The sequence below is a fragment of the Pseudomonas sp. JV449 genome, assembly GCF_032424295.1.
Classification (GTDB): Bacteria; Pseudomonadota; Gammaproteobacteria; order Pseudomonadales; family Pseudomonadaceae; genus Aquipseudomonas; species Aquipseudomonas marginalis.
This window is the reverse complement of sequence record NZ_VYKD01000001.1, coordinates 189,079-208,611: the sequence shown is the minus strand read 5'-3', so window position 1 is coordinate 208,611 and position 19,533 is coordinate 189,079. Positions and strand designations below refer to the sequence as shown.

Below are 19,533 nucleotides of genomic sequence, written 5' to 3'. Positions count from 1 at the left end.
GCCTTCACTCCCGATGGTCGTGGGTCTGGGTGATACGGCCTTGTTCCACGTGGAACAAAGCGACTGGCGTTTCCGTCTGCCAGCCTTCCCTCAATAATTCGTGGTCTACACAGGTGATAAACACCTGGCAGCGTAAGTCTTCCAACAAGCGGCATAACGCACGGCGGTGTTGCTCGTCGAGTTCAGACGGCAAGTCATCCACCAGATAAATACACTGACCACGTCGGGCTTGGCTAACCAGATGCCCCTGGGCGATCCGCAGTGCACACACCACCAACTTCTGCTGGCCGCGGGACAAGATATCCGCAGCATTATGTGCGCCTAATCTAAGACGCAAATCTGCCCGTTGGGGTCCGGCCTGGGTATGGCCAATTTGCTGATCCCGCTGCTGGGACGTCGCGAGCACTGCACTCAGCTCACGGTCTTTGTCCCAGCCACGGTAGTAACTCAGCGTCAGCCCCTCGAGATCCAACAACTCACTCAAGGTCTGCTCAAAGACTGGTTTCAAGGCTTTGATATAGGCGCGGCGGTATTCATCTATTTCATCGCTGGCCAGGCACAGTTCCCGGTCCCAGGCCGCTTGCGAAGCGGCGTCAAGTGTACCATGCCGCAGCCATGAGTTCCGCTGCCGCAGGGCCTTCTGCAGGCGCTGCCACGTGGCCATGAATCGCGGTTCCACGTGGAACACTCCCCAGTCGAGAAACTGCCTGCGGATCTTTGGCGCGCCTTCCAACAAGCGGAAGCTGTCAGGATTGATCAGTTGCAACGGCAGGATCTCTGCCAGTTGCGCAGCACTGCGAGCGTTTTGCCCGTCGATGCGAATCTGGAACTCACCGCCGCGATCACGAGAAATCCCCAGGCTGCTGTGCCCACCTTCTGCCAGTTCGACTTGGCCAAATACCGTGCAGGCCAGTTGTTCGTACTGAATCACCGGCAACAAGCGGGCACTGCGAAAGGAACGGGCAAGCCCTAGCAAGTGGATGGCTTCCAGCACGCTGGTTTTGCCACTGCCGTTGGCGCCGTGGAGGATATTGATGCGGGGGGAGGGGGAGAAGGTCACCGGGTGCAAATTGCGCACCGCGGTGACCGAGACGCGACTAAGGGACATCTAGCTTCTGCTGGGCATGATTACAGGCGCATCGGCATAACGACGTAAGCCGAGTCGTCATTATCGGATTCCTGCACCAGGGCGCTGCTGTTGGAGTCGGACAGGATGAGGCGAACCTGTTCGGTGGTCATCACACCCAGCACGTCCAGCAAGTAGCTCACGTTGAAGCCGATTTCCAAAGTGCCGCCGTTGTAATCGACGCCCACTTCCTCTTCCGCTTCTTCCTGCTCCGGGTTATTGGCCTGGATTTTCAACTGACCGTTGGCCAGTTGCAGACGAATGCCCCGGTACTTCTCGTTGGACAGGATCGCAGTACGGCTGAACGCTTCACGCAGGGCCTGGCGATCACCGATCACCAGCTTGTCGCCGCCTTTAGGCAGAACGCGCTCGTAATCCGGGAACTTGCCGTCGACCAGCTTGGAGGTGAAGGTGAACTCGCCGGTGGTCGCGCGGATATGGTGCTGACCCAGCACGATGCTGACATTGCCATCCGGCTCGGTGAGCAGGCGCGCCAGTTCGAGAATACCCTTACGCGGCACGATCACCTGGTGACGGTCAGGTTGACCGATATCGGCGCGCATCGAGCACATCGCCAGACGGTGACCGTCAGTGGCCACGGCGCGAATGATGCCTTCCGACACCTCCAGCAGCATGCCGTTGAGGTAGTAACGTACGTCCTGCTGGGCCATGGCGAAGCTGGTGCGCTCAATCAGACGGCGCAGTTTGCTTTGCTCCAGGCTGCAGGTCAGTGAGCCTGGGCCCTCTTCCACAGTCGGGAAATCATTGGCCGGCAAAGTAGACAGCGTGAAACGACTGCGACCCGCCTTGACCACCAACTTCTGCTCATCAACCTTGATGTCGATCAGCGCGTCGTTCGGCAGGCTTTTGCAGATGTCCATCAGCTTGCGCGCGGGTACTGTAATCTCGCCAGGTTCAGCGGGTTCTTCCAGTTGCACGCGACCGACCAGCTCGACTTCCAGGTCGGTACCGGTCAGGGACAATTGCTGGCCTTCGACCACCAGCAATACGTTGGAGAGCACCGGCAAGGTCTGTCGGCGCTCGACGACGCCTGCGACCAGTTGCAGGGGTTTCAACAGGGCTTCGCGTTGAATGGTGAAATGCATGGTCTAGTCCCTTGCCTTAATAAGCTGCGCTGGTGTCATCAAGTAGTCAGTGTACGCAGCAGGTTCTTGTAGTCCTCGCGAATATCCGCGTCGGATTCCTTAAGTTCGTTGATCTTGCGGCACGCGTGCAAGACCGTGGTGTGGTCGCGGCCGCCAAACACGTCTCCGATTTCCGGCAGGCTATGGTTGGTCAACTCCTTGGAGAGTGCCATGGCCACCTGACGAGGACGAGCCACCGAGCGCGAACGGCGCTTGGACAGCAAGTCGGAAATCTTGATCTTGTAGTACTCGGCCACCGTGCGCTGGATGTTATCCACACTCACCAGTTTGTCCTGCAATGCCAGCAAGTCTTTCAGGGATTCGCGAATCAGCTCGATGGTGATGTCCCGGCCCATGAAGTGAGAGTGCGCGATGACACGCTTGAGCGCACCTTCCAGCTCACGCACGTTGGAACGGATGCGTTGGGCGATGAAAAACGCGGCGTCGTGGGGCAGATCGACTTTCGCCTGATCGGCCTTTTTCATCAGGATCGCTACGCGGGTTTCCAGCTCCGGCGGCTCTACCGCAACGGTAAGGCCCCAACCAAAGCGCGACTTCAAGCGTTCTTCCAGGCCTTCGATTTCCTTCGGGTAACGGTCACTGGTCAGGATGACCTGTTGGCCGCCTTCGAGCAGGGCGTTGAAGGTGTGGAAAAACTCTTCCTGGGAACGCTCCTTGCGCGCGAAGAATTGAATGTCATCGATCAGCAATGCATCAACGGAGCGGTAGAACCGCTTGAACTCGTTGATCGCATTGAGCTGCAGGGCCTTGACCATATCTGCCACGAAACGCTCCGAGTGCAGGTACACAACCTTGGCATTCGGGTTCTTCTTTAATAGGTGGTTACCCACAGCGTGCATCAAGTGGGTCTTACCCAAGCCAACGCCGCCATAAAGGAAGAGCGGGTTGTAACCATGCTTGGGGTTATCGGCGACCTGCCAGGCGGCCGCGCGGGCCAGCTGGTTGGATTTACCTTCGACGAAGTTCTCAAAGGTGAACGTGCGGTTCAGGTAGCTGGTGTGCTTGAGCGCACCTTCGACCTGCACCGTGCGCTGCTCGGCGCGGACCGGAGCCTGCTGGGAACTGGCACCCGCCATCGGATCGAAGCTGTCGCGGGACGGCTCTTCATTGATAGGCGCGTTGTTCTGCGACGAGGATTTCGAAGGCGTCTGGGCAACCGGCGCTGGCGAGTTATTAACAGGCGCCACAGGGGCTTGAGCCTGCGAGGCACTGGCTGCGAGCGGAGCATTCGGTGCAGCACGGGGTGCCGAGCTGCGTTTGCTGCCTATTAATAAGGAGAGCACGGGCGCAAGGCCATTGCCGTGTTCATCCAGCAATTCGAGAACGCGGCTCAGGTACTTCTCGTTGACCCAGTCGAGAACAAAACGATTGGGCGCATAGATACGCAACTCGTCGCCTTCGGCTTCGACCTGTAGCGGGCGGATCCAGGTGTTGAATTGCTGGGCAGGCAGCTCATCGCGCAAAAGCTCCACGCACTGCTGCCAAAGTTCCACTGACACGGATATCCCCTAAGTTGAAAGCCGGTGAGGCAAAAACAGCCGCCATTGTAGCGGCCAGCAGCCCACTTATCCACATGTAGGTTGCTCACAGGCCAGCCAAAATCAATGCCTTAACTGCAAAAAATGCGACAGATGGTCTGTGCATAAGCTCTGTGGATAAGCGGGCCTGAGCTCGTTGTACAAGTGGGGTCGAAAGTCTGTGGGTAACTGACCTGTGGATAACATGCCATTCCACACACAGCTTATCCGACAGCGCAGCACAGGCAGAGCACCGCTTCTCCCCCATGTTGTCATTCTCTGTACAGCACGTGGAATATGGCCTTAAGGCAGTTATCCACAGAGGATGGCCTGCCTAGCTTTTATAAGCTTTACAGAAAAGCTTTAAATAACTTCCTTCTTTATTTTTATATCTATGGCATTGCTCATGGAAGCAGAACGGAAAGAAAAGGTCTGGAGGCCCGTAAAGATCTAATTGAAGGAAAAGCTGGTTGGAAATTGACCTAGAGGCTTGCTTTCTCTAGAATCGCCGGTCTCTTAAAACGGGGGCCATTCCGGCCCGTTGTGGACGAACCAGGTAACAACGCCATGAAACGTACTTTCCAACCAAGCACCATCAAACGCGCCCGTACCCACGGCTTCCGTGCTCGCATGGCTACCAAGAACGGCCGTGCTGTCCTGTCGCGTCGCCGCGCCAAAGGTCGTGCGCGTCTGGCAGTTTGATAATCCGGTACTGGTGGTGAGTCAGGACTTCAGTCGGGAAAAGCGTCTGCTAACCCCCCGGCACTTCAAGGCAGTCTTTGACTCCCCCACCGGCAAGGTTCCGGGGAAAAATCTCCTGCTCCTTGCGCGTAACAACGATCTTGATCACCCCCGTCTCGGGTTAGTGATCGGCAAGAAGAGCGTAAAGCTCTCCGTTGAGCGCAATCGCCTCAAGCGTCTGATGCGCGAATCGTTTCGCCTCCACCAGGACACTCTGGTTGGTTGGGATATTGTTATCGTCGCGCGCAAAGGCTTGGGGGATGTAGAAAACCCCGAATTGATTCAGCATTTCGGCAAGCTCTGGAAACGTCTGGCGCGTACCAACAAACCAGCACCAGCAGTCAGCACCGAAACTGTAGGGGTAGACAGCACCGATGCGTAAACTGGCACTCGTTCCGATCCAGTTTTATCGCTATGCCATTAGTCCTCTGATGGCCAGCCACTGTCGTTTCTACCCCAGTTGTTCCTGCTACGCGTTAGAGGCCATAGAAAATCATGGTCTTCTGCGCGGTGGCTGGCTGACCTTTCGTCGTTTAGGTCGCTGTCATCCGTGGAATCCCGGTGGTTATGACCCGGTTCCACCTATCCCTACCTCCCGTTCTTCTTCGATGGCCGAGTAATCATGGATATTAAACGCACGATCCTGATCGTCGCCCTGGCAATCGTGTCCTACGTCATGGTCCTTAAGTGGAACCAGGACTATGGCCAGGCTGCCCTGCCGACTCAGAATGTTGCTGCCAATGCTGTTCCAGCGGGGCTTCCCGATACAGTAAGTGGCACCAATACTGCCGCCAGTGATGACATTCCACGGGCAGCGGGCGAAACAAAAGCACCTGCCGAAGTTGCAGTTGCCGCAAGCACCGACCTCATCCAGATCAAGACGGATGTGTTGGACCTGGCTATCGACCCGCAAGGTGGCGATGTTGCCAAGCTGACACTTCCGCTGTATCCGCGTCGTCAGGATCACCCGGAAATCCCATTCCAGTTGTTCGATAACGGTGGCGAACGTGTTTACCAGGCACAAAGTGGCCTGATCGGTACCAACGGCCCTGATGCGAGTGCAACCGGTCGTCCGATTTTCTCTGCGGAGAAGAAGAGCTATCAACTGGCAGATGGCCAAGACCAACTGGTCGTGGACTTGAAGTTCAGCAAGGACGGCGTCAACTACATCAAGCGCTTCACACTCAAGCGCGGCCTGTACGACATCGTTGTCACCTATTTGATCGACAACCAGAGCGCCCAGCCTTGGACCGGCGCAATGTTTGCGCAGCTCAAGCGTGACGCCAGTTCCGATCCATCGTCCAGCACTGCGACGGGTACCGCGACTTACCTGGGCGCTGCCCTGTGGACAAGTTCGGAGCCGTACAAAAAAGTATCCATGAAAGACATGGATAAAGTGGCCGAAGACAAAACCAAGGCGCCGATCACCTATAACGTGAACGGTGGCTGGGTAGCCTGGCTGCAACACTACTTTGTGACCGCGTGGATTCCTCAGCCCGGCCAGAACAATGCAGTACTGGCGCGCAAGGACAGCAAAGGCAACTACATCATTGGCTACACCGGCCCGGCGTTGACCGTGGCTCCAGGTGCCAAGGCTGAAACCAGCGCTACCCTGTACGCCGGCCCGAAAAGCCAGGCGGTGCTGAAAGAGTTGTCCCCAGGTCTGGAACTGACTGTGGACTACGGCATCCTGTGGTTCATTGCCCAGCCGATCTTCTGGCTGCTGCAACATATCCACAGCATCGTCGGTAACTGGGGCTGGTCGATCATCTTCCTGACCATGCTGATCAAGGGGATCTTCTTCCCACTGTCGGCCGCCAGCTACAAGTCGATGGCGCGTATGCGTGCCGTGGCGCCTAAACTGGCCGCGCTGAAAGAACAACATGGCGATGACCGGCAGAAAATGTCGCAGGCCATGATGGAGCTGTACAAGAAAGAGAAGATCAACCCGCTGGGTGGATGCTTGCCGATTCTGGTACAGATGCCGGTATTCCTGTCGCTGTACTGGGTACTCCTGGAAAGCGTGGAAATGCGCCAGGCACCGTTCATGCTGTGGATAACTGACCTGTCGATCAAAGACCCGTTCTTTATCCTGCCGATCATCATGGGCGCGACCATGTTTATCCAGCAGCGCCTGAACCCGACGCCGCCGGATCCGATGCAGGCCAAGGTGATGAAAATGATGCCAATCATCTTCACCTTCTTCTTCCTGTGGTTCCCGGCTGGCCTGGTTCTGTACTGGGTGGTCAACAACGTGTTGTCGATCTCTCAACAGTGGTACATCACACGTAAAATCGAAGCGGCTACCAAAAAAGCCGAGGCGTAATTTACTCTGTGGATAACCACTCAAGACGCCCCCTAGTGGGGCGTTTTGCTTTCCGTCACTTTTATTCTGGAACCTGCTGATGAGCGCTCCTCGTGAAACCATCGCTGCTGTCGCTACCGCTCAGGGTCGCGGCGGTGTCGGTATCGTTCGTATTTCCGGACCGCTCGCCGGGATTGCCGCGAAGGCCATCAGCGGGCGTGAGTTGAAGCCGCGCTATGCCCATTACGGCCCCTTCCTCGGCTCTGGTGAGGAAGTATTGGACGAAGGCCTGGCCCTGTATTTCCCGGGACCCAACTCCTTCACGGGTGAAGACGTACTGGAATTGCAGGGGCACGGCGGCCCGGTCGTTCTGGATATGTTGCTGCAACGCTGCCTGCAGTTGGGTTGCCGCCTGGCTCGCCCGGGTGAGTTCAGTGAGCGGGCATTCCTCAACGACAAGCTCGACCTGGCACAGGCCGAGGCGATTGCCGATTTGATCGAGGCCAGTTCTGCGCAAGCTGCACGCAATGCGCTGCGCTCTCTGCAGGGCGCTTTTTCCCTGCGTGTGCATAACTTGACCGAACAGTTGATCAGCCTGCGCATCTACGTCGAGGCGGCGATTGATTTTCCTGAAGAGGAAATCGACTTCCTTGCCGATGGCCATGTATTGGCGATGCTGGATAAGGTCCGTGATGAGTTATCCACAGTCCTGCGGGAAGCCGGGCAAGGCGCGTTGCTGCGAGACGGGATGACCGTCGTGATCGCTGGGCGTCCCAATGCCGGCAAATCCAGCCTGCTCAATGCGCTGGCGGGGCGTGAAGCAGCCATTGTCACCGAGATCGCCGGCACCACCCGGGATATCCTGCGCGAACATATCCACATCGATGGCATGCCGTTGCACGTCGTCGACACCGCCGGTTTACGCGATACCGATGACCAGGTTGAAAAGATCGGCGTGGAACGCGCGCTCAAAGCCATCGGCGAAGCGGACCGGGTACTGCTGGTGGTGGACGCCACCGCGCCGGAGGCTGTGGATCCTTTTGCATTGTGGCCGGAATTCCTCGAGCAACGGCCGGACCCGGCCAAAGTCACCTTGATTCGTAACAAAGCCGACCTGACGGGTGAAGCCATTGCGATGGAAACCAGCGCTGATGGCCACGTCACTATCAGCCTGAGCGCCAAGTCTGCGGGGGAGGGCCTGGAATTGCTGCGTGAGCATCTCAAGGCTTGCATGGGTTACGAGCAGACGTCGGAAAGCAGCTTCAGTGCGCGCCGCAGGCACCTGGAGGCGCTGCGCCATGCAAGCGCGGCATTGGAGCACGGCCGGGCGCAGTTGACCTTGGCGGGGGCGGGGGAGCTGCTGGCTGAGGATCTTCGCCAGGCGCAGCAGCTGTTGGGAGAAATCACCGGCGCATTCAGCTCCGATGATTTGTTGGGACGGATCTTCTCCAGCTTCTGTATCGGCAAGTAGGAGCAGGCTTGCCAGCGATAGCGGCCTGAAGAGCATTTTGATTCTTCAGGCCATCATCCATCACCAGTTGTACGAAACAGTCCCAAGCAGTGTACGACTGTCACCCCAGTAGCAGCGGCCCGCGTCGTTGCAGCCAGAAACATACTCCTTGTCGAACAGGTTCTTGGCGTTCACGTCCACTGACCAGTGCTTGTCGATCTGATAGCCGACGGCTGCGTCCACCAGAGTGACGCTCCCAGCATCCAGCTTTCCGTACAGGCTTGGCTGGGTGTAAGAAAACGTACTGTCGAAATAGCGCACACCGCCGCCCAGGGACAGGCCCTTGAGTTGGCCATCGAGGAAGCGGTACTTGCCCCACATCGAGGCCTGGTTGCGCGGAACCCCCGTCATCTGATGCCCCTCGACCAGCGAGGTAGCCGAGTCCTTGGTAATACGAGCGTCAGTGTAGGTGTAGGCTGCGGTCACATTCAGGTTGGGCGTGATGTTGCTGTTCACCTCGACCTCAGCACCTTTAGCCCGGCTTTCGCCCACCTGGCGGTAGCTGTTGGTGGTGGCGTCGAGGTAGGTGTCATCTTCCTTGCGCAAGTCATACACCGACAGGGTCATCGCTGTATCCCAGCCGACCGGTTCGTACTTCACACCCACTTCGTACTGACTGCTGGTGATCGGCTTCAACGGTGAACCGGCGTTGGAGATCTGCTGTACAGGCACAAATGCGGTGGAGTAGCTGACGTACGGCGTCAGGCCGTTGTCGAACTGGTACATCACCCCGCCCTGGTAGGTAAACTTGCGGTCTTCGGAGCCGGTATTGCTGGCCTTGTTGACCTTGTCGCGGAAATCACTGTCGACCCAGTCCTGGCGGCCACCCAGCAGGAACAACCAGTGGTCATACTTGCTCTGGATTTGTGCATAAACACCCTTCATCTGCTGCTCAAGCAAGGTGTTTTGCACAGCCACCGGGGTAAGCGGCTCACGCAGGTACACGGGGTTATACACATTGATGGTGCCGGCGAAGCCTGCGTCCCAATCCTGGTTGAACGAGGTGCGGTCATAACTGGCGCCGAACAGCACCGTATTTTCCAGGTCCCCGACCTGGAATTTGCCTTCCAACTGGTTATCCAGGGAGTAGACCATCGATTTGTTGTAGCGGTCGTAGGCCGTCATGTTCAGTTGGGTGCCGAAACCGCCATTGTTCAATGTGCCCGGCCAGGTTTCATGACGGTTGATGCGCGATTGCATGTACCGCGAGTTCTGGCGGAACTGCCACTCATCATTGAAGCTGTGGCTGAATTCGTAGCCGCTGCTCCAGGCTTCACGTTCGAACGTATTCCAGTCCGGGTCGCCGAGCATGGTGTGCTTGGACAGCTTTCCGTTCGGATTTGTAAGCAAGGTCCCCGCGGCGGGTAGGCCGAGTTCGAGATTGGTGTGGTCCTTTTGGTAATTGGCCAACAGAGTGAGCGTGTTGAAGTCGTCGAAATTCAGGGTCAATGAAGGCGCGATGTACAGGCGATCATCAGGAACATGGTCAGTCTGCGTATCAGACTTGCGGCCGAGCATTACCACCCGGCCAAGGATATTGCCGCTATCGTTGAGTGGACCAGAGATATCCACACCCAACTGACGCCGATTATTCGAGCCATAACCGAGCTGCACTTCACCCTGCGGCGTGGCAGTCGGATGTTTGCTCACCAGGTTCACTAAGCCGCCAGGCGCGTTTTCACCGTATAGCAGGGAAGAGGGCCCACGGAAGATTTCGACCCGCTCCAGGCCATAAGGCTCACTGGTGGTGTCGTACCGATTGCCTTGTACGCGCAGGCCATCTCGCAGCAGGCCGTAGCCGTAATCCGTGGCATTGAAACCGCGGATGAAGAACAAGTCACCCGCGAGACCGTCGCCAGCAGCAAAGGGTGGCGCGAAAATACCTGGCACATAGCCCAATACTTCAGTCAGGGTCTGCGACTTCTGGTCCTTGATGCGCTGGCCGGTGACGACCGATACCGAACGCGGTGTTTCCGACAGAGGTGTGCTGGTCTTGGTACCGATACGGCTGTTTTGCGCTTTGTAGCCCACATCCCCGGCAATCTCCTGATTGAACCCAGCCTGTTGATAAGTGCTGACCGTGGTGGGCGCGAGCGTGAGTTGCCCTGTAGGAATGGCCTGCAGGACATAGCTGCCAGGCGCCTGGACTACCGCTTGTAACCCCGAGTTCTGCAGCAACAATGCAAAGCCTTGCTCAACCGAATAGTCACCTTCCAGCCCGGTTGTATTCAAGCGCGCGGTTTGCTGGGGCGAGAAAGACAGAATCACATTCGCCCTGGCGGCAAATTGGCTCAAGGCATTGTCCAGGGGACCGGCCGCAATGACGTAATGCTGCACCGCGCTGGCGGCCATGGCGTCACTGGATAGCAAAACACCGGCTGTGGCTGCCGTGCCGAGCAGTAGGCTGCACGTCATACCGTGGTAGGAAAGTCGCTGGCGGAGCTTGGTGCGAAGGCGCATAGGTGGGTAAGCCCTGAAGGTGGCGTCGTTATTACCTTTAGGGCCGTGCCAGGTAAAAAAAAGATAACCCCTTGTGAGGATATTTTTTGCGATCAGGCGATTCGCTCCACCGAAACCCAATAGCGAGTGAAGTATTTCACCTGAATGGGCAAGGTTGCCTGCAGATTCGCCAGTACCGCATCGGTGGAATCCAGGCGGAAAGTCCCGGAAACACGTAGGTGTGCACTAGCCAAGTCGCATTTCAGGACACCGGCACGGTAGCGGGAAAGGTCTTCGATCACATCCCCGAGGCGAGCATCCAATACGATCAGCTGCCCATCGACCCAGGCTGCCTGGGATCCGCTATACGTGTGGTCAAGCCCTATGTTTTGACGATCAAAGTCAGCGCTTTCACCGGCACCGAGCAGTCGAGCATGGTTGGGCCGGTCACCAGGGGACACACTCACGCGATCCTTCAGAACACCGACACGCGTGGAATCTGGCAGCTGGCGCACTGTAAACCGAGTACCCAGTGCCTGGACTCGGCCTTGGCGGGTTTCGACATAAAAGGGCGTGTGCCCGCCCAACTTGCCGGTGTGGATAAGTACTTCACCTTCACGCAGCCGGATCAAACGTTGGCGCCCGTCGAATATCACGTCAATCGCGGTGCTGGTATTCAGATCAATCCGCGTGCCGTCAGCCAATGCGATACGCCGGCGTTCACCCACAGACGTCCGGTAGTCGGCCCATACATTGCCCAGGGAGGTGTGTTGCTGGACATTCCAGCCCAGGCACCCGGTACCGCCCATTACCAGCATCCACTTCAATACCTGACGACGTTGTTGCGTGGCCGACAATGCCCGGCGGGTGAAATCCTGGGGCAGGGCGCCGAGACTGCGCTGCAATTGCTCCATCTGGTTCCACGCCGCCTGATGGGACGGATCGCCGCTGAGCCATTGTTGCCAGGCAAGGCGTTCAGCAGCCGTAGGCGTTTGGGATTGAAACTGTACATACCAGTGAGCAGCGGCCTCGAAGGTCTTGCGATCGGGGGCGGCCATTACAGGCTGGCCATGATCAGCGAGCATTCAGTCAATGCACGGATCATGTGCTTCTTCACCGTGGTCAGCGACACCTGCAGTTCATCGGCGATCTGTTGATAAGTCAGCCCCTCGATCTGCGACAACAGGAAGATCCGTCGCGCTCGCTCACCGAGTCCGGACAGGGCTTTATCCACAGCCACCAGCGTCTCGATGATGATGGCTTTGTCTTCTTCATTGATGGCCGTGGCTTCAGGCCGTTCGGCCAAGGTTTGCTTGTAGGCCTGTTCGATGGCATGCCGGCGATAACGGTCAATCACCAGGCCCCTGGCGATGGTCGCCAGGTAGTCACGCGGTTCAACGATCTGCGCCGCATGCCGCCCACCCAGAATGCGCACGAACGTATCGTGCGCCACATCGGCTGCATCGCAGGCGTTATGCAACTTACCTTTGAGCCACCCGTGCAACCAGGAGTGGTGCTGCTCGTAGATGTTCTGAACCGCAGCCGTGTGTGAAGAAGGGGACATAGGGCATGACAAGCTAAGTTAATGATAATCGCTATTATTAACTGCCTGGCTGTTTTCTCACAATAGATCTCTTTTTGACGTGCTCACCCCCGAATAGAAAGATTCGGTTGGCTTCGTCGTGGGCGAAATTCACACGATTGCACGGATTTCTGTGGATTAAGCCCTGTGAATAACCGCCCGTGGGCCCAGTTGATAACAGGGCTCGAAACCTGAGTAAAAACCCATCTGTGGATAACCACCTGTTTAATCCACAGGCTTAAAGCACTTATCCAAGGGCCTCATTGGCACATGACCACAGACTTTTGAATCGCTGTACACATTGTAAATAAAGGCCTGTAGAGATCTATCCACAGAAACGGTGCCCAGTAGAAATAAACATAAAAACAAAGATTTAATAAATTTCTCTCTTTTAATTTCTATTGTCTGTGATTCATCCACAGCTGGTTAAATTTTGTGCAAAGGGTTCTTTAGGAAGGGCGAAGTCCCTATACTTGCCGCCAAAGCTCCAAAACCCTTTCAACAAACAATTCCTGATTACCTACATAAGCAGGCACGAGGTGCGTGGTGGATTTCCCTTCCCGTTTTGAAGTGATCGTCATCGGCGGCGGTCATGCCGGTACCGAGGCAGCACTGGCGTCAGCACGCATGGGCGTAAAAACCCTGTTGCTGACGCATAACGTGGAAACCCTCGGCGCCATGAGTTGCAACCCCGCCATTGGTGGGATCGGCAAAAGCCATCTGGTCAAGGAAATCGACGCCCTTGGTGGCGTGATGGCCGAGGCTACCGACAAGGGTGGTATTCAATTTCGCGTGCTCAACAGCCGCAAAGGCCCGGCCGTGCGTGCCACTCGGGCCCAGGCAGACCGCATCCTGTACAAAGCCGCGGTCCGCGAAACCCTGGAAAACCAGCCCAACCTGTGGATATTTCAACAAGCCGCCGATGACTTGATCGTCGAACAGGACGTGGTTCGCGGTGTTGTCACCCAAATGGGCCTGCGTTTCTTCGCAGAATCCGTGGTGTTGACCACCGGTACGTTCCTCGGCGGACTTATCCACATCGGCATGCAGAACTATTCGGGTGGCCGCGCCGGTGATCCGCCGTCGATTGCCCTGGCAAAACGCCTGCGCGAATTGCCGCTGCGCGTGGGTCGCCTGAAAACCGGGACCCCACCGCGTATCGACGGGCGTTCCGTGGATTTCTCGGTGATGACTGAACAAGCTGGCGATACACCGATTCCGGTAATGTCGTTCATGGGTTCCAAGGAGCAACACCCCAAACAGGTGAGCTGCTGGATTACCCATACCAATGCGCGCACTCACGAAATCATTGCCGCGAACCTCGACCGTTCGCCGATGTACTCCGGGGTGATCGAAGGTATTGGCCCACGTTACTGCCCGTCGATCGAAGACAAGATCCACCGCTTTGCCGACAAGGAAAGCCATCAGGTGTTCATCGAGCCCGAAGGCCTGACTACCCATGAGCTGTACCCGAACGGGATTTCCACTTCCCTGCCGTTCGATGTGCAAATCCAGATCGTGCAATCGATTCGCGGCATGGAAAACGCACACATCGTGCGTCCGGGCTACGCCATCGAATACGACTACTTCGACCCGCGTGATTTGAAGTACAGCCTGGAAACCAAGGTTATCGGCGGTCTGTTCTTCGCTGGGCAAATCAACGGCACCACCGGCTACGAAGAAGCCGGCGCCCAGGGTTTGCTGGCCGGGACCAACGCCGCATTGCGTGCACAAGGCAAAGACAGCTGGTGCCCGCGTCGCGATGAAGCGTATATCGGCGTGTTGGTCGACGACCTGATTACCCTGGGAACCCAGGAACCGTATCGGATGTTCACTTCCCGAGCGGAATACCGCCTGATCCTGCGGGAAGACAACGCCGACCTGCGCCTGACCGAAAAAGGCCGTGAACTGGGGCTGGTCGACGATGCGCGCTGGGCGGCCTTCTGCAAAAAACGCGAAAGCATCGAGCTTGAAGAGCAGCGCCTGAAAAGTACCTGGGTTCGCCCCGGGACCGAGCAGGGCGACGCGATTGCGGAAAAATTCGGCACGCCGCTGACTCATGAATACAACCTGCTGAACCTGCTGTCCCGTCCGGAAATCGACTACGCCGGTCTGGTCGAAGTGACCGGCGGCGGCGCCGATGATCCACAGGTTGCCGAGCAGGTCGAAATCAAGACCAAGTACGCCGGTTACATTGACCGCCAGCAGGACGAGATCGCTCGTCTGCGCGCCAGTGAAGACACCAGGCTGCCTGTGGATATCGACTACACCGGTATTTCCGGATTGTCGAAAGAAATCCAAAGCAAGCTGGGGATAACTCGCCCCGAGACCCTCGGCCAGGCTTCACGTATCCCGGGCGTCACCCCTGCAGCTATTTCGCTGTTGATGATTCATTTGAAAAAACGCGGCGCGGGCCGTCAGTTGGAGCAAAGCGCTTGAGTTCGTTGGTCACCTCGCAACACGCCGAAGAGTTATCCACAGGTGCGCGCCAATTGGGCGTGGACTTGACCGAGGCCCAGCACGATTTGCTGCTGGGTTACCTGGCCCTGTTGATCAAATGGAACAAGGCTTACAACCTGACGGCTGTGCGTGATCCCGACGAAATGGTTTCCCGTCACTTGCTCGACAGTCTGAGCGTGATGCCGTTTATCGAAAACGGTCGTTGGCTCGATGTCGGCAGTGGTGGCGGTATGCCTGGCATCCCACTGGCTATCCTGTTTCCTGAATCGCAAGTGACCTGCCTGGACAGCAACGGCAAGAAAACCCGCTTCCTGACCCAGGTCAAGCTCGAACTCAAGCTGGATAACCTGCAAGTTATCCACAGTCGCGTCGAAGCCTTCACGCCTGAACTGCCGTTCAACGGAATTGTTTCCCGGGCGTTCAGCAGCATGGAGAACTTCAGCAACTGGACCCGTCACCTGGGCGACCGCGACACCCGCTGGCTGGCAATGAAGGGCGTCCATCCAAGCGATGAGCTGTTAGCATTGCCGGCAGACTTCCACCTCGATAGCGAACATGCCTTGGCCGTACCCGGTTGCCAAGGCCAACGCCATCTGCTGATACTGCGCCGCACGGCATGATTGGGAACACAAGCAAGAATGGCTAAGGTATTCGCGATAGCGAACCAGAAAGGTGGCGTGGGCAAAACCACCACCTGCATCAACCTCGCAGCATCCCTGGTCGCCACCAAGCGCCGGGTGCTGTTGATCGATCTCGATCCACAGGGCAACGCCACCATGGGTAGCGGTGTGGATAAACACGGCTTGGAAAACTCGGTCTACGACTTGCTGATTGGCGAGTGCGACCTGGCCCAGGCCATGCACTACTCCGAGCATGGCGGTTATCAACTGCTGCCGGCCAACCGCGATTTGACTGCGGCGGAAGTGGTGCTGCTGGAAATGCAGATGAAGGAAAGCCGTCTGCGCAGCGCGTTGGCACCGATCCGCGAGAATTACGACTACATTTTGATCGACTGCCCACCGTCGCTGTCGATGCTCACGCTTAACGCATTGGTGGCTGCCGATGGGGTGATTATCCCCATGCAGTGCGAGTACTACGCGCTGGAAGGGTTGAGCGACCTTGTGGATAACATCAAGCGTATCGCCGAGCTGCTCAACCCGAACCTGCAGATCGAAGGCCTGCTGCGGACCATGTTCGATCCGCGCCTGAGCCTGATGAACGATGTGTCGGCGCAGCTCAAGGAACACTTTGGCGACCAGCTGTACGACACCGTGATTCCACGCAACATCCGCCTGGCCGAAGCGCCAAGCTATGGCATGCCCGCGCTGGCGTACGACAAATCATCCCGTGGTGCCATTGCCTACCTGGCATTGGCCGGCGAGATGGTTCGTCGTCAACGCCGCAACTCACGCACCGCTGCAGCCCAGCCAACTTAAGGAATCCCCATGGCCGTCAAGAAACGAGGTCTCGGACGTGGACTGGATGCACTGCTGAGTGGTCCGACCGTCACATCGCTTGAAGAACAAGCGGTGCAGGCTGACGAACGCGAGCTGCAGCACCTGCCCCTGGACCTGATCCAGCGCGGCAAATACCAGCCACGCCGGGACATGGACCCCCAGGCGCTGGAGGAACTGGCCAATTCGATCAAGGCCCAGGGCGTGATGCAGCCGATTGTGGTGCGCCCGATCGGCGGCGGCCGCTTTGAAATCATTGCCGGTGAACGCCGCTGGCGCGCCAGCCAGCAGGCAGGCAAGGACACCATCCCGGCGATGGTGCGCGATGTAACGGATGAAACCGCCATCGCCATGGCGTTGATCGAGAATATCCAGCGTGAAGACCTCAATCCGATCGAGGAAGCGATCGCCTTGCAGCGTTTGCAGCAGGAATTCCAGCTGACCCAGCAACAGGTCGCCGAGGCCGTGGGTAAATCCCGTGTCACCGTGTCCAACTTGCTGCGCCTGATCGCGCTGCCGGAAGTCATCAAGACCATGTTGTCCCATGGCGACCTCGAGATGGGCCACGCCCGTGCTTTGCTCGGTTTGCCGGAAAATCAACAGGTTGAAGGGGCGCGACACGTTGTCGCACGAGGGCTCACCGTTCGTCAGACCGAGGCCCTGGTTCGCCAGTGGCTCAGCGGCAAACCTGCACCGGTCGAAACGGCCAAACCTGATCCGGATATCGCGCGTCTCGAGCAGCGCCTGGCCGAGCGCCTGGGCTCTGCGGTACAAATTCGCCACGGCAAGAAAGGCAAAGGGCAATTGGTCATCGGATATAACTCCCTTGATGAGCTTCAGGGCGTCCTTGCCCACATCCGCTGAAACATTTGCTTATGTAGCGCGTGATCGGAAATCACTACCCGGCAGTTGAATAGGGGCAGAACCGCCCCTATACTCTGCGCGCATTTTGTCGGCACAAATTATGCCAAGTTATTGATTTCCGGCAGCCGACTATTGAGGAGCAAGAGTGATGGAAACCCGCACGCCAAACACGTTGCCCTTCCATCGCTTGGCTGTTTTTCCGGTTTTATTGGCTCAATTTGTCATCTTGCTGATTGCCGCATTGGCGCTTTGGTACTGGCATGGAGTCGTAGCCGGATATTCAGGACTTTGCGGAGGCCTGATAGCCTTGCTGCCCAATATGTATTTTGCTCACAGGGCCTTTCGGTTTTCCGGCGCCCGAGCAGCCCAGGCTATCGTCCGGTCTTTTTATGCCGGCGAGGCGGGGAAACTGATTTTGACGGCAGTGCTGTTTGCACTGACCTTTGCAGGTGTGAAGCCATTGGCGCCGCTGGCTGTATTCGGCGTCTTCGTGTTGACCCAACTGGTCAGCTGGTTCGCTCCCCTGCTGATGAAAACAAGACTTTCGAAACCTTAGGGCGTTTGAGGCAACCATGGCAGAAACAACCGCTTCGGGCTATATCCAGCACCACTTGCAGAACCTGACCTTCGGTCAGCTTCCCAACGGCGGCTGGGGCTTTGCCCACTCCGCAGCAGAAGCCAAAGAAATGGGCTTCTGGGCTTTCCACCTGGATACTCTGGGCTGGTCGGTCGCTTTGGGTCTGATCTTCGTCCTGATTTTCCGCATGGCGGCAAAGAAGGCGACTTCCGGTCAGCCAGGTGCTTTGCAGAACTTCGTTGAAGTACTGGTCGAATTCGTCGATGGCAGCGTGAAAGACAGCTTCCATGGCCGTAGCCCGGTGATTGCACCGTTGGCACTGACCATCTTCGTCTGGGTGTTCCTGATGAACGCCGTCGACCTGATCCCGGTTGACTGGATCCCTCAGTTGGCCATGGCGATTTCCGGCGACCCGCACATTCCATTCCGTGCCGTATCGACCACTGACCCGAACGCTACCCTGGGCATGGCCCTGTCGGTATTTGCGTTGATCATTTTCTACAGCATCAAGATCAAGGGCATCGGCGGCTTCATCGGCGAACTGACCCTGCACCCGTTCGGCAGCAAGAACATCTTCGTTCAAGCCCTGCTGATCCCGGTGAACTTCCTGCTGGAATTCGTCACCCTGATCGCCAAGCCGATCTCCCTGGCCCTGCGACTGTTCGGCAACATGTATGCCGGCGAGCTGGTGTTCATTCTGATCGCTGTGATGTTCGGCAGCGGCCTGCTCTGGCTTAGCGGCCTGGGCATTGTTCTGCAGTGGGCGTGGGCTGTGTTCCACATCCTGATCATCACCCTGCAGGCCTTCATCTTCATGATGCTGACCATCGTCTACCTGTCGATGGCGCACGAAGAGAACCATTAAGGCCAGTCTCGACTAGTCTGATGTCCTTCCCGGTGAAACGGGAAGGTGGCCCACCAGGGCTATGAAACGATTTGTTTTACCGCTTTAAAATCTAAAAAACCTAAACCATACGACGTAAAAGTCGGGAGGAAAGATGGAAACTGTAGTTGGTCTAACCGCTATCGCTGTTGCACTGTTGATCGGCCTGGGCGCCCTGGGTACTGCCATTGGTTTCGGCCTGCTGGGCGGCAAGTTCCTGGAAGGCGCAGCGCGTCAGCCAGAAATGGTTCCAATGCTGCAAGTTAAAATGTTCATCGTTGCCGGCCTGCTCGACGCCGTGACCATGATCGGCGTTGGTATCGCTCTGTTCTTCACCTTCGCGAACCCCTTCGTTGGTCAACTCGCCGGTTAATCACTCGTTTTTCGAGTGATTGGTGTGTTGTGCAACGAATGAGCGAGGTATTGGCGTGAACATTAATGCAACCATTATTGGTCAGTCCTTAGCGTTCTTGATTTTTGTCGTTTTCTGCATGAAGTTCGTATGGCCTCCGGTCATCGCGGCTTTGCACGAACGTCAAAAGAAGATCGCGGATGGACTGGACGCTGCCGCACGAGCAGCTCGCGACCTGGAGTTGGCCCAAGATAAAGCGGGTCAGCAACTGCGCGAAGCGAAAGCTCAAGCAGCCGAAATCATTGAGCAAGCCAAGAAACGCGGTAACCAGATTGTTGAAGAGGCTGTTGAAAAAGCCCGTATCGACGCTGACCGTGTGAAGGTTCAGGCTCAAGCCGAGATCGAGCAGGAACTGAACGGTGTCAAAGATGCGCTGCGTGCCCAACTGGGTGCTCTGGCCGTCGGCGGTGCTGAGAAGATCCTGGGTGCCACAATCGATCAAAACGCGCACGCGGAGCTGGTTAACAAACTGGCTGCTGAAATTTAAGCGAGGGCGA

General features: G+C 57.1%; 19 protein-coding genes. 13 read left to right on the top strand and 6 right to left on the bottom strand.

Annotated features, from left to right (window positions below; genetic code table 11):
• Nucleotides 1-4: 4 nt before the first annotated feature.
• The 3 genes from recF to dnaA are packed head-to-tail and all read right to left on the bottom strand — an operon-like array spanning nucleotide 5 to nucleotide 3,791.
• Nucleotides 5-1,108, bottom strand: coding sequence for a DNA replication/repair protein RecF (gene recF, locus F6S08_RS00915; RefSeq protein ID WP_315871162.1), 1,104 nt, complete (start codon nucleotides 1,106-1,108; stop codon nucleotides 5-7).
• A 20-nt stretch (nucleotides 1,109-1,128) separates the two neighbouring features.
• Nucleotides 1,129-2,232 (bottom strand): DNA polymerase III subunit beta, encoded by a 1,104-nt coding sequence (dnaN, locus tag F6S08_RS00910; RefSeq protein ID WP_065926810.1) that lies wholly within the window; start codon nucleotides 2,230-2,232, stop codon nucleotides 1,129-1,131.
• A 38-nt stretch (nucleotides 2,233-2,270) separates the two neighbouring features.
• Nucleotides 2,271-3,791, bottom strand: a complete 1,521-nt coding sequence (dnaA, locus tag F6S08_RS00905; protein WP_065926809.1) for a chromosomal replication initiator protein DnaA — start codon at nucleotides 3,789-3,791, stop codon at nucleotides 2,271-2,273.
• A 585-nt stretch (nucleotides 3,792-4,376) separates the two neighbouring features.
• Here dnaA and rpmH point away from each other — a divergent pair.
• The 5 genes from rpmH to mnmE all read left to right on the top strand — a co-directional run bounded on the left by rpmH (nucleotide 4,377) and on the right by mnmE (nucleotide 8,326).
• Nucleotides 4,377-4,511, top strand: coding sequence for a 50S ribosomal protein L34 (gene rpmH, locus F6S08_RS00900; RefSeq protein WP_003213577.1), 135 nt, complete (start codon nucleotides 4,377-4,379; stop codon nucleotides 4,509-4,511).
• A gap of 16 nt (nucleotides 4,512-4,527) precedes the next feature.
• Nucleotides 4,528-4,932 carry a ribonuclease P protein component gene (gene rnpA / locus F6S08_RS00895; protein WP_053128141.1) on the top strand — a complete coding sequence of 135 codons (405 nt, stop codon included), beginning with the start codon at nucleotides 4,528-4,530 and terminating at the stop codon, nucleotides 4,930-4,932.
• Nucleotides 4,925-5,170 carry a membrane protein insertion efficiency factor YidD gene (gene yidD, locus F6S08_RS00890; RefSeq protein ID WP_010207715.1) on the top strand — a complete coding sequence of 82 codons (246 nt, stop codon included), beginning with the start codon at nucleotides 4,925-4,927 and terminating at the stop codon, nucleotides 5,168-5,170. Before rnpA ends, yidD begins: the two co-directional genes overlap by 8 nt.
• Before the next feature lie 2 nt (nucleotides 5,171-5,172).
• Complete coding sequence (gene yidC / locus F6S08_RS00885) at nucleotides 5,173-6,876, top strand: membrane protein insertase YidC (protein ID WP_065926808.1); 1,704 nt, start codon at nucleotides 5,173-5,175, stop codon at nucleotides 6,874-6,876.
• 79 nt (nucleotides 6,877-6,955) lie between these two features.
• A complete protein-coding gene (mnmE, locus tag F6S08_RS00880; RefSeq protein ID WP_074848076.1) occupies nucleotides 6,956-8,326 on the top strand; it encodes a tRNA uridine-5-carboxymethylaminomethyl(34) synthesis GTPase MnmE in 1,371 nt (456 codons plus the stop codon).
• Between the two features lie 60 nt (nucleotides 8,327-8,386).
• On the opposite strand, the gene F6S08_RS00875 is transcribed toward mnmE, so the two are convergent.
• The 3 genes from F6S08_RS00875 to F6S08_RS00865 form a co-directional block, all read right to left on the bottom strand.
• Nucleotides 8,387-10,825, bottom strand: coding sequence for a TonB-dependent siderophore receptor (locus tag F6S08_RS00875; protein ID WP_315871161.1), 2,439 nt, complete (start codon nucleotides 10,823-10,825; stop codon nucleotides 8,387-8,389).
• Nucleotides 10,826-10,917: 92 nt separating this feature from the next.
• Entirely contained in the window at nucleotides 10,918-11,862 is a 945-nt protein-coding gene (locus F6S08_RS00870) for a FecR domain-containing protein (protein ID WP_315871160.1), read from the bottom strand.
• The gene (locus F6S08_RS00865; RefSeq protein ID WP_065926804.1) at nucleotides 11,862-12,368 is read right to left on the bottom strand and encodes a sigma-70 family RNA polymerase sigma factor; all 507 of its coding nucleotides are present in this window, start codon (nucleotides 12,366-12,368) and stop codon (nucleotides 11,862-11,864) included. The genes F6S08_RS00870 and F6S08_RS00865 overlap by 1 nt, the downstream gene beginning before the upstream one ends.
• Before the next feature lie 564 nt (nucleotides 12,369-12,932).
• Between F6S08_RS00865 and mnmG the strand changes: the two genes are divergently transcribed.
• From mnmG to F6S08_RS00825, 8 genes are all read left to right on the top strand, one after another.
• Nucleotides 12,933-14,825, top strand: coding sequence for a tRNA uridine-5-carboxymethylaminomethyl(34) synthesis enzyme MnmG (gene mnmG, locus F6S08_RS00860; protein WP_027608172.1), 1,893 nt, complete (start codon nucleotides 12,933-12,935; stop codon nucleotides 14,823-14,825).
• Nucleotides 14,822-15,466 carry a 16S rRNA (guanine(527)-N(7))-methyltransferase RsmG gene (gene rsmG, locus F6S08_RS00855; protein WP_065926803.1) on the top strand — a complete coding sequence of 215 codons (645 nt, stop codon included), beginning with the start codon at nucleotides 14,822-14,824 and terminating at the stop codon, nucleotides 15,464-15,466. Before mnmG ends, rsmG begins: the two co-directional genes overlap by 4 nt.
• 18 nt (nucleotides 15,467-15,484) lie before the next feature.
• Entirely contained in the window at nucleotides 15,485-16,282 is a 798-nt protein-coding gene (locus F6S08_RS00850) for a ParA family protein (protein ID WP_016978715.1), read from the top strand.
• A 9-nt stretch (nucleotides 16,283-16,291) separates the two neighbouring features.
• Nucleotides 16,292-17,164, top strand: coding sequence for a ParB/RepB/Spo0J family partition protein (locus tag F6S08_RS00845; protein WP_027608174.1), 873 nt, complete (start codon nucleotides 16,292-16,294; stop codon nucleotides 17,162-17,164).
• Between the two features lie 148 nt (nucleotides 17,165-17,312).
• Nucleotides 17,313-17,720, top strand: a complete 408-nt coding sequence (locus F6S08_RS00840) for a F0F1 ATP synthase subunit I (RefSeq protein ID WP_010565865.1) — start codon at nucleotides 17,313-17,315, stop codon at nucleotides 17,718-17,720.
• Between the two features lie 16 nt (nucleotides 17,721-17,736).
• The gene (gene atpB / locus F6S08_RS00835; protein WP_017736231.1) at nucleotides 17,737-18,606 is read left to right on the top strand and encodes a F0F1 ATP synthase subunit A; all 870 of its coding nucleotides are present in this window, start codon (nucleotides 17,737-17,739) and stop codon (nucleotides 18,604-18,606) included.
• A gap of 133 nt (nucleotides 18,607-18,739) precedes the next feature.
• Nucleotides 18,740-18,997: a F0F1 ATP synthase subunit C gene (atpE, locus tag F6S08_RS00830; RefSeq protein WP_002555987.1), complete on the top strand. Its 258-nt coding sequence runs from the start codon at nucleotides 18,740-18,742 to the stop codon at nucleotides 18,995-18,997.
• A gap of 55 nt (nucleotides 18,998-19,052) precedes the next feature.
• Nucleotides 19,053-19,523, top strand: coding sequence for a F0F1 ATP synthase subunit B (locus F6S08_RS00825; protein ID WP_008439543.1), 471 nt, complete (start codon nucleotides 19,053-19,055; stop codon nucleotides 19,521-19,523).
• Nucleotides 19,524-19,533 lie beyond the last annotated feature (10 nt).

Excerpts from the sequence above, each read along its gene's own strand:
- recF (WP_315871162.1), bottom strand. The coding sequence starts at position 1,108 with ATGTCCCTTAGTCGCGTCTCGGTCACCGCGGTGCGCAATTTGCACCCG.
- dnaN (WP_065926810.1), bottom strand. The coding sequence starts at position 2,232 with ATGCATTTCACCATTCAACGCGAAGCCCTGTTGAAACCCCTGCAACTG.
- rpmH (WP_003213577.1), top strand. The coding sequence starts at position 4,377 with ATGAAACGTACTTTCCAACCAAGCACCATCAAACGCGCCCGTACCCAC.
- yidD (WP_010207715.1), top strand. The coding sequence starts at position 4,925 with ATGCGTAAACTGGCACTCGTTCCGATCCAGTTTTATCGCTATGCCATT.
- yidC (WP_065926808.1), top strand. The coding sequence starts at position 5,173 with ATGGATATTAAACGCACGATCCTGATCGTCGCCCTGGCAATCGTGTCC.
- mnmE (WP_074848076.1), top strand. The coding sequence starts at position 6,956 with ATGAGCGCTCCTCGTGAAACCATCGCTGCTGTCGCTACCGCTCAGGGT.
- F6S08_RS00875 (WP_315871161.1), bottom strand. The coding sequence starts at position 10,825 with ATGCGCCTTCGCACCAAGCTCCGCCAGCGACTTTCCTACCACGGTATG.
- F6S08_RS00870 (WP_315871160.1), bottom strand. The coding sequence starts at position 11,862 with ATGGCCGCCCCCGATCGCAAGACCTTCGAGGCCGCTGCTCACTGGTAT.
- F6S08_RS00865 (WP_065926804.1), bottom strand. The coding sequence starts at position 12,368 with ATGTCCCCTTCTTCACACACGGCTGCGGTTCAGAACATCTACGAGCAG.
- F6S08_RS00850 (WP_016978715.1), top strand. The coding sequence starts at position 15,485 with ATGGCTAAGGTATTCGCGATAGCGAACCAGAAAGGTGGCGTGGGCAAA.
- F6S08_RS00845 (WP_027608174.1), top strand. The coding sequence starts at position 16,292 with ATGGCCGTCAAGAAACGAGGTCTCGGACGTGGACTGGATGCACTGCTG.
- F6S08_RS00840 (WP_010565865.1), top strand. The coding sequence starts at position 17,313 with ATGGAAACCCGCACGCCAAACACGTTGCCCTTCCATCGCTTGGCTGTT.
- atpB (WP_017736231.1), top strand. The coding sequence starts at position 17,737 with ATGGCAGAAACAACCGCTTCGGGCTATATCCAGCACCACTTGCAGAAC.
- atpE (WP_002555987.1), top strand. The coding sequence starts at position 18,740 with ATGGAAACTGTAGTTGGTCTAACCGCTATCGCTGTTGCACTGTTGATC.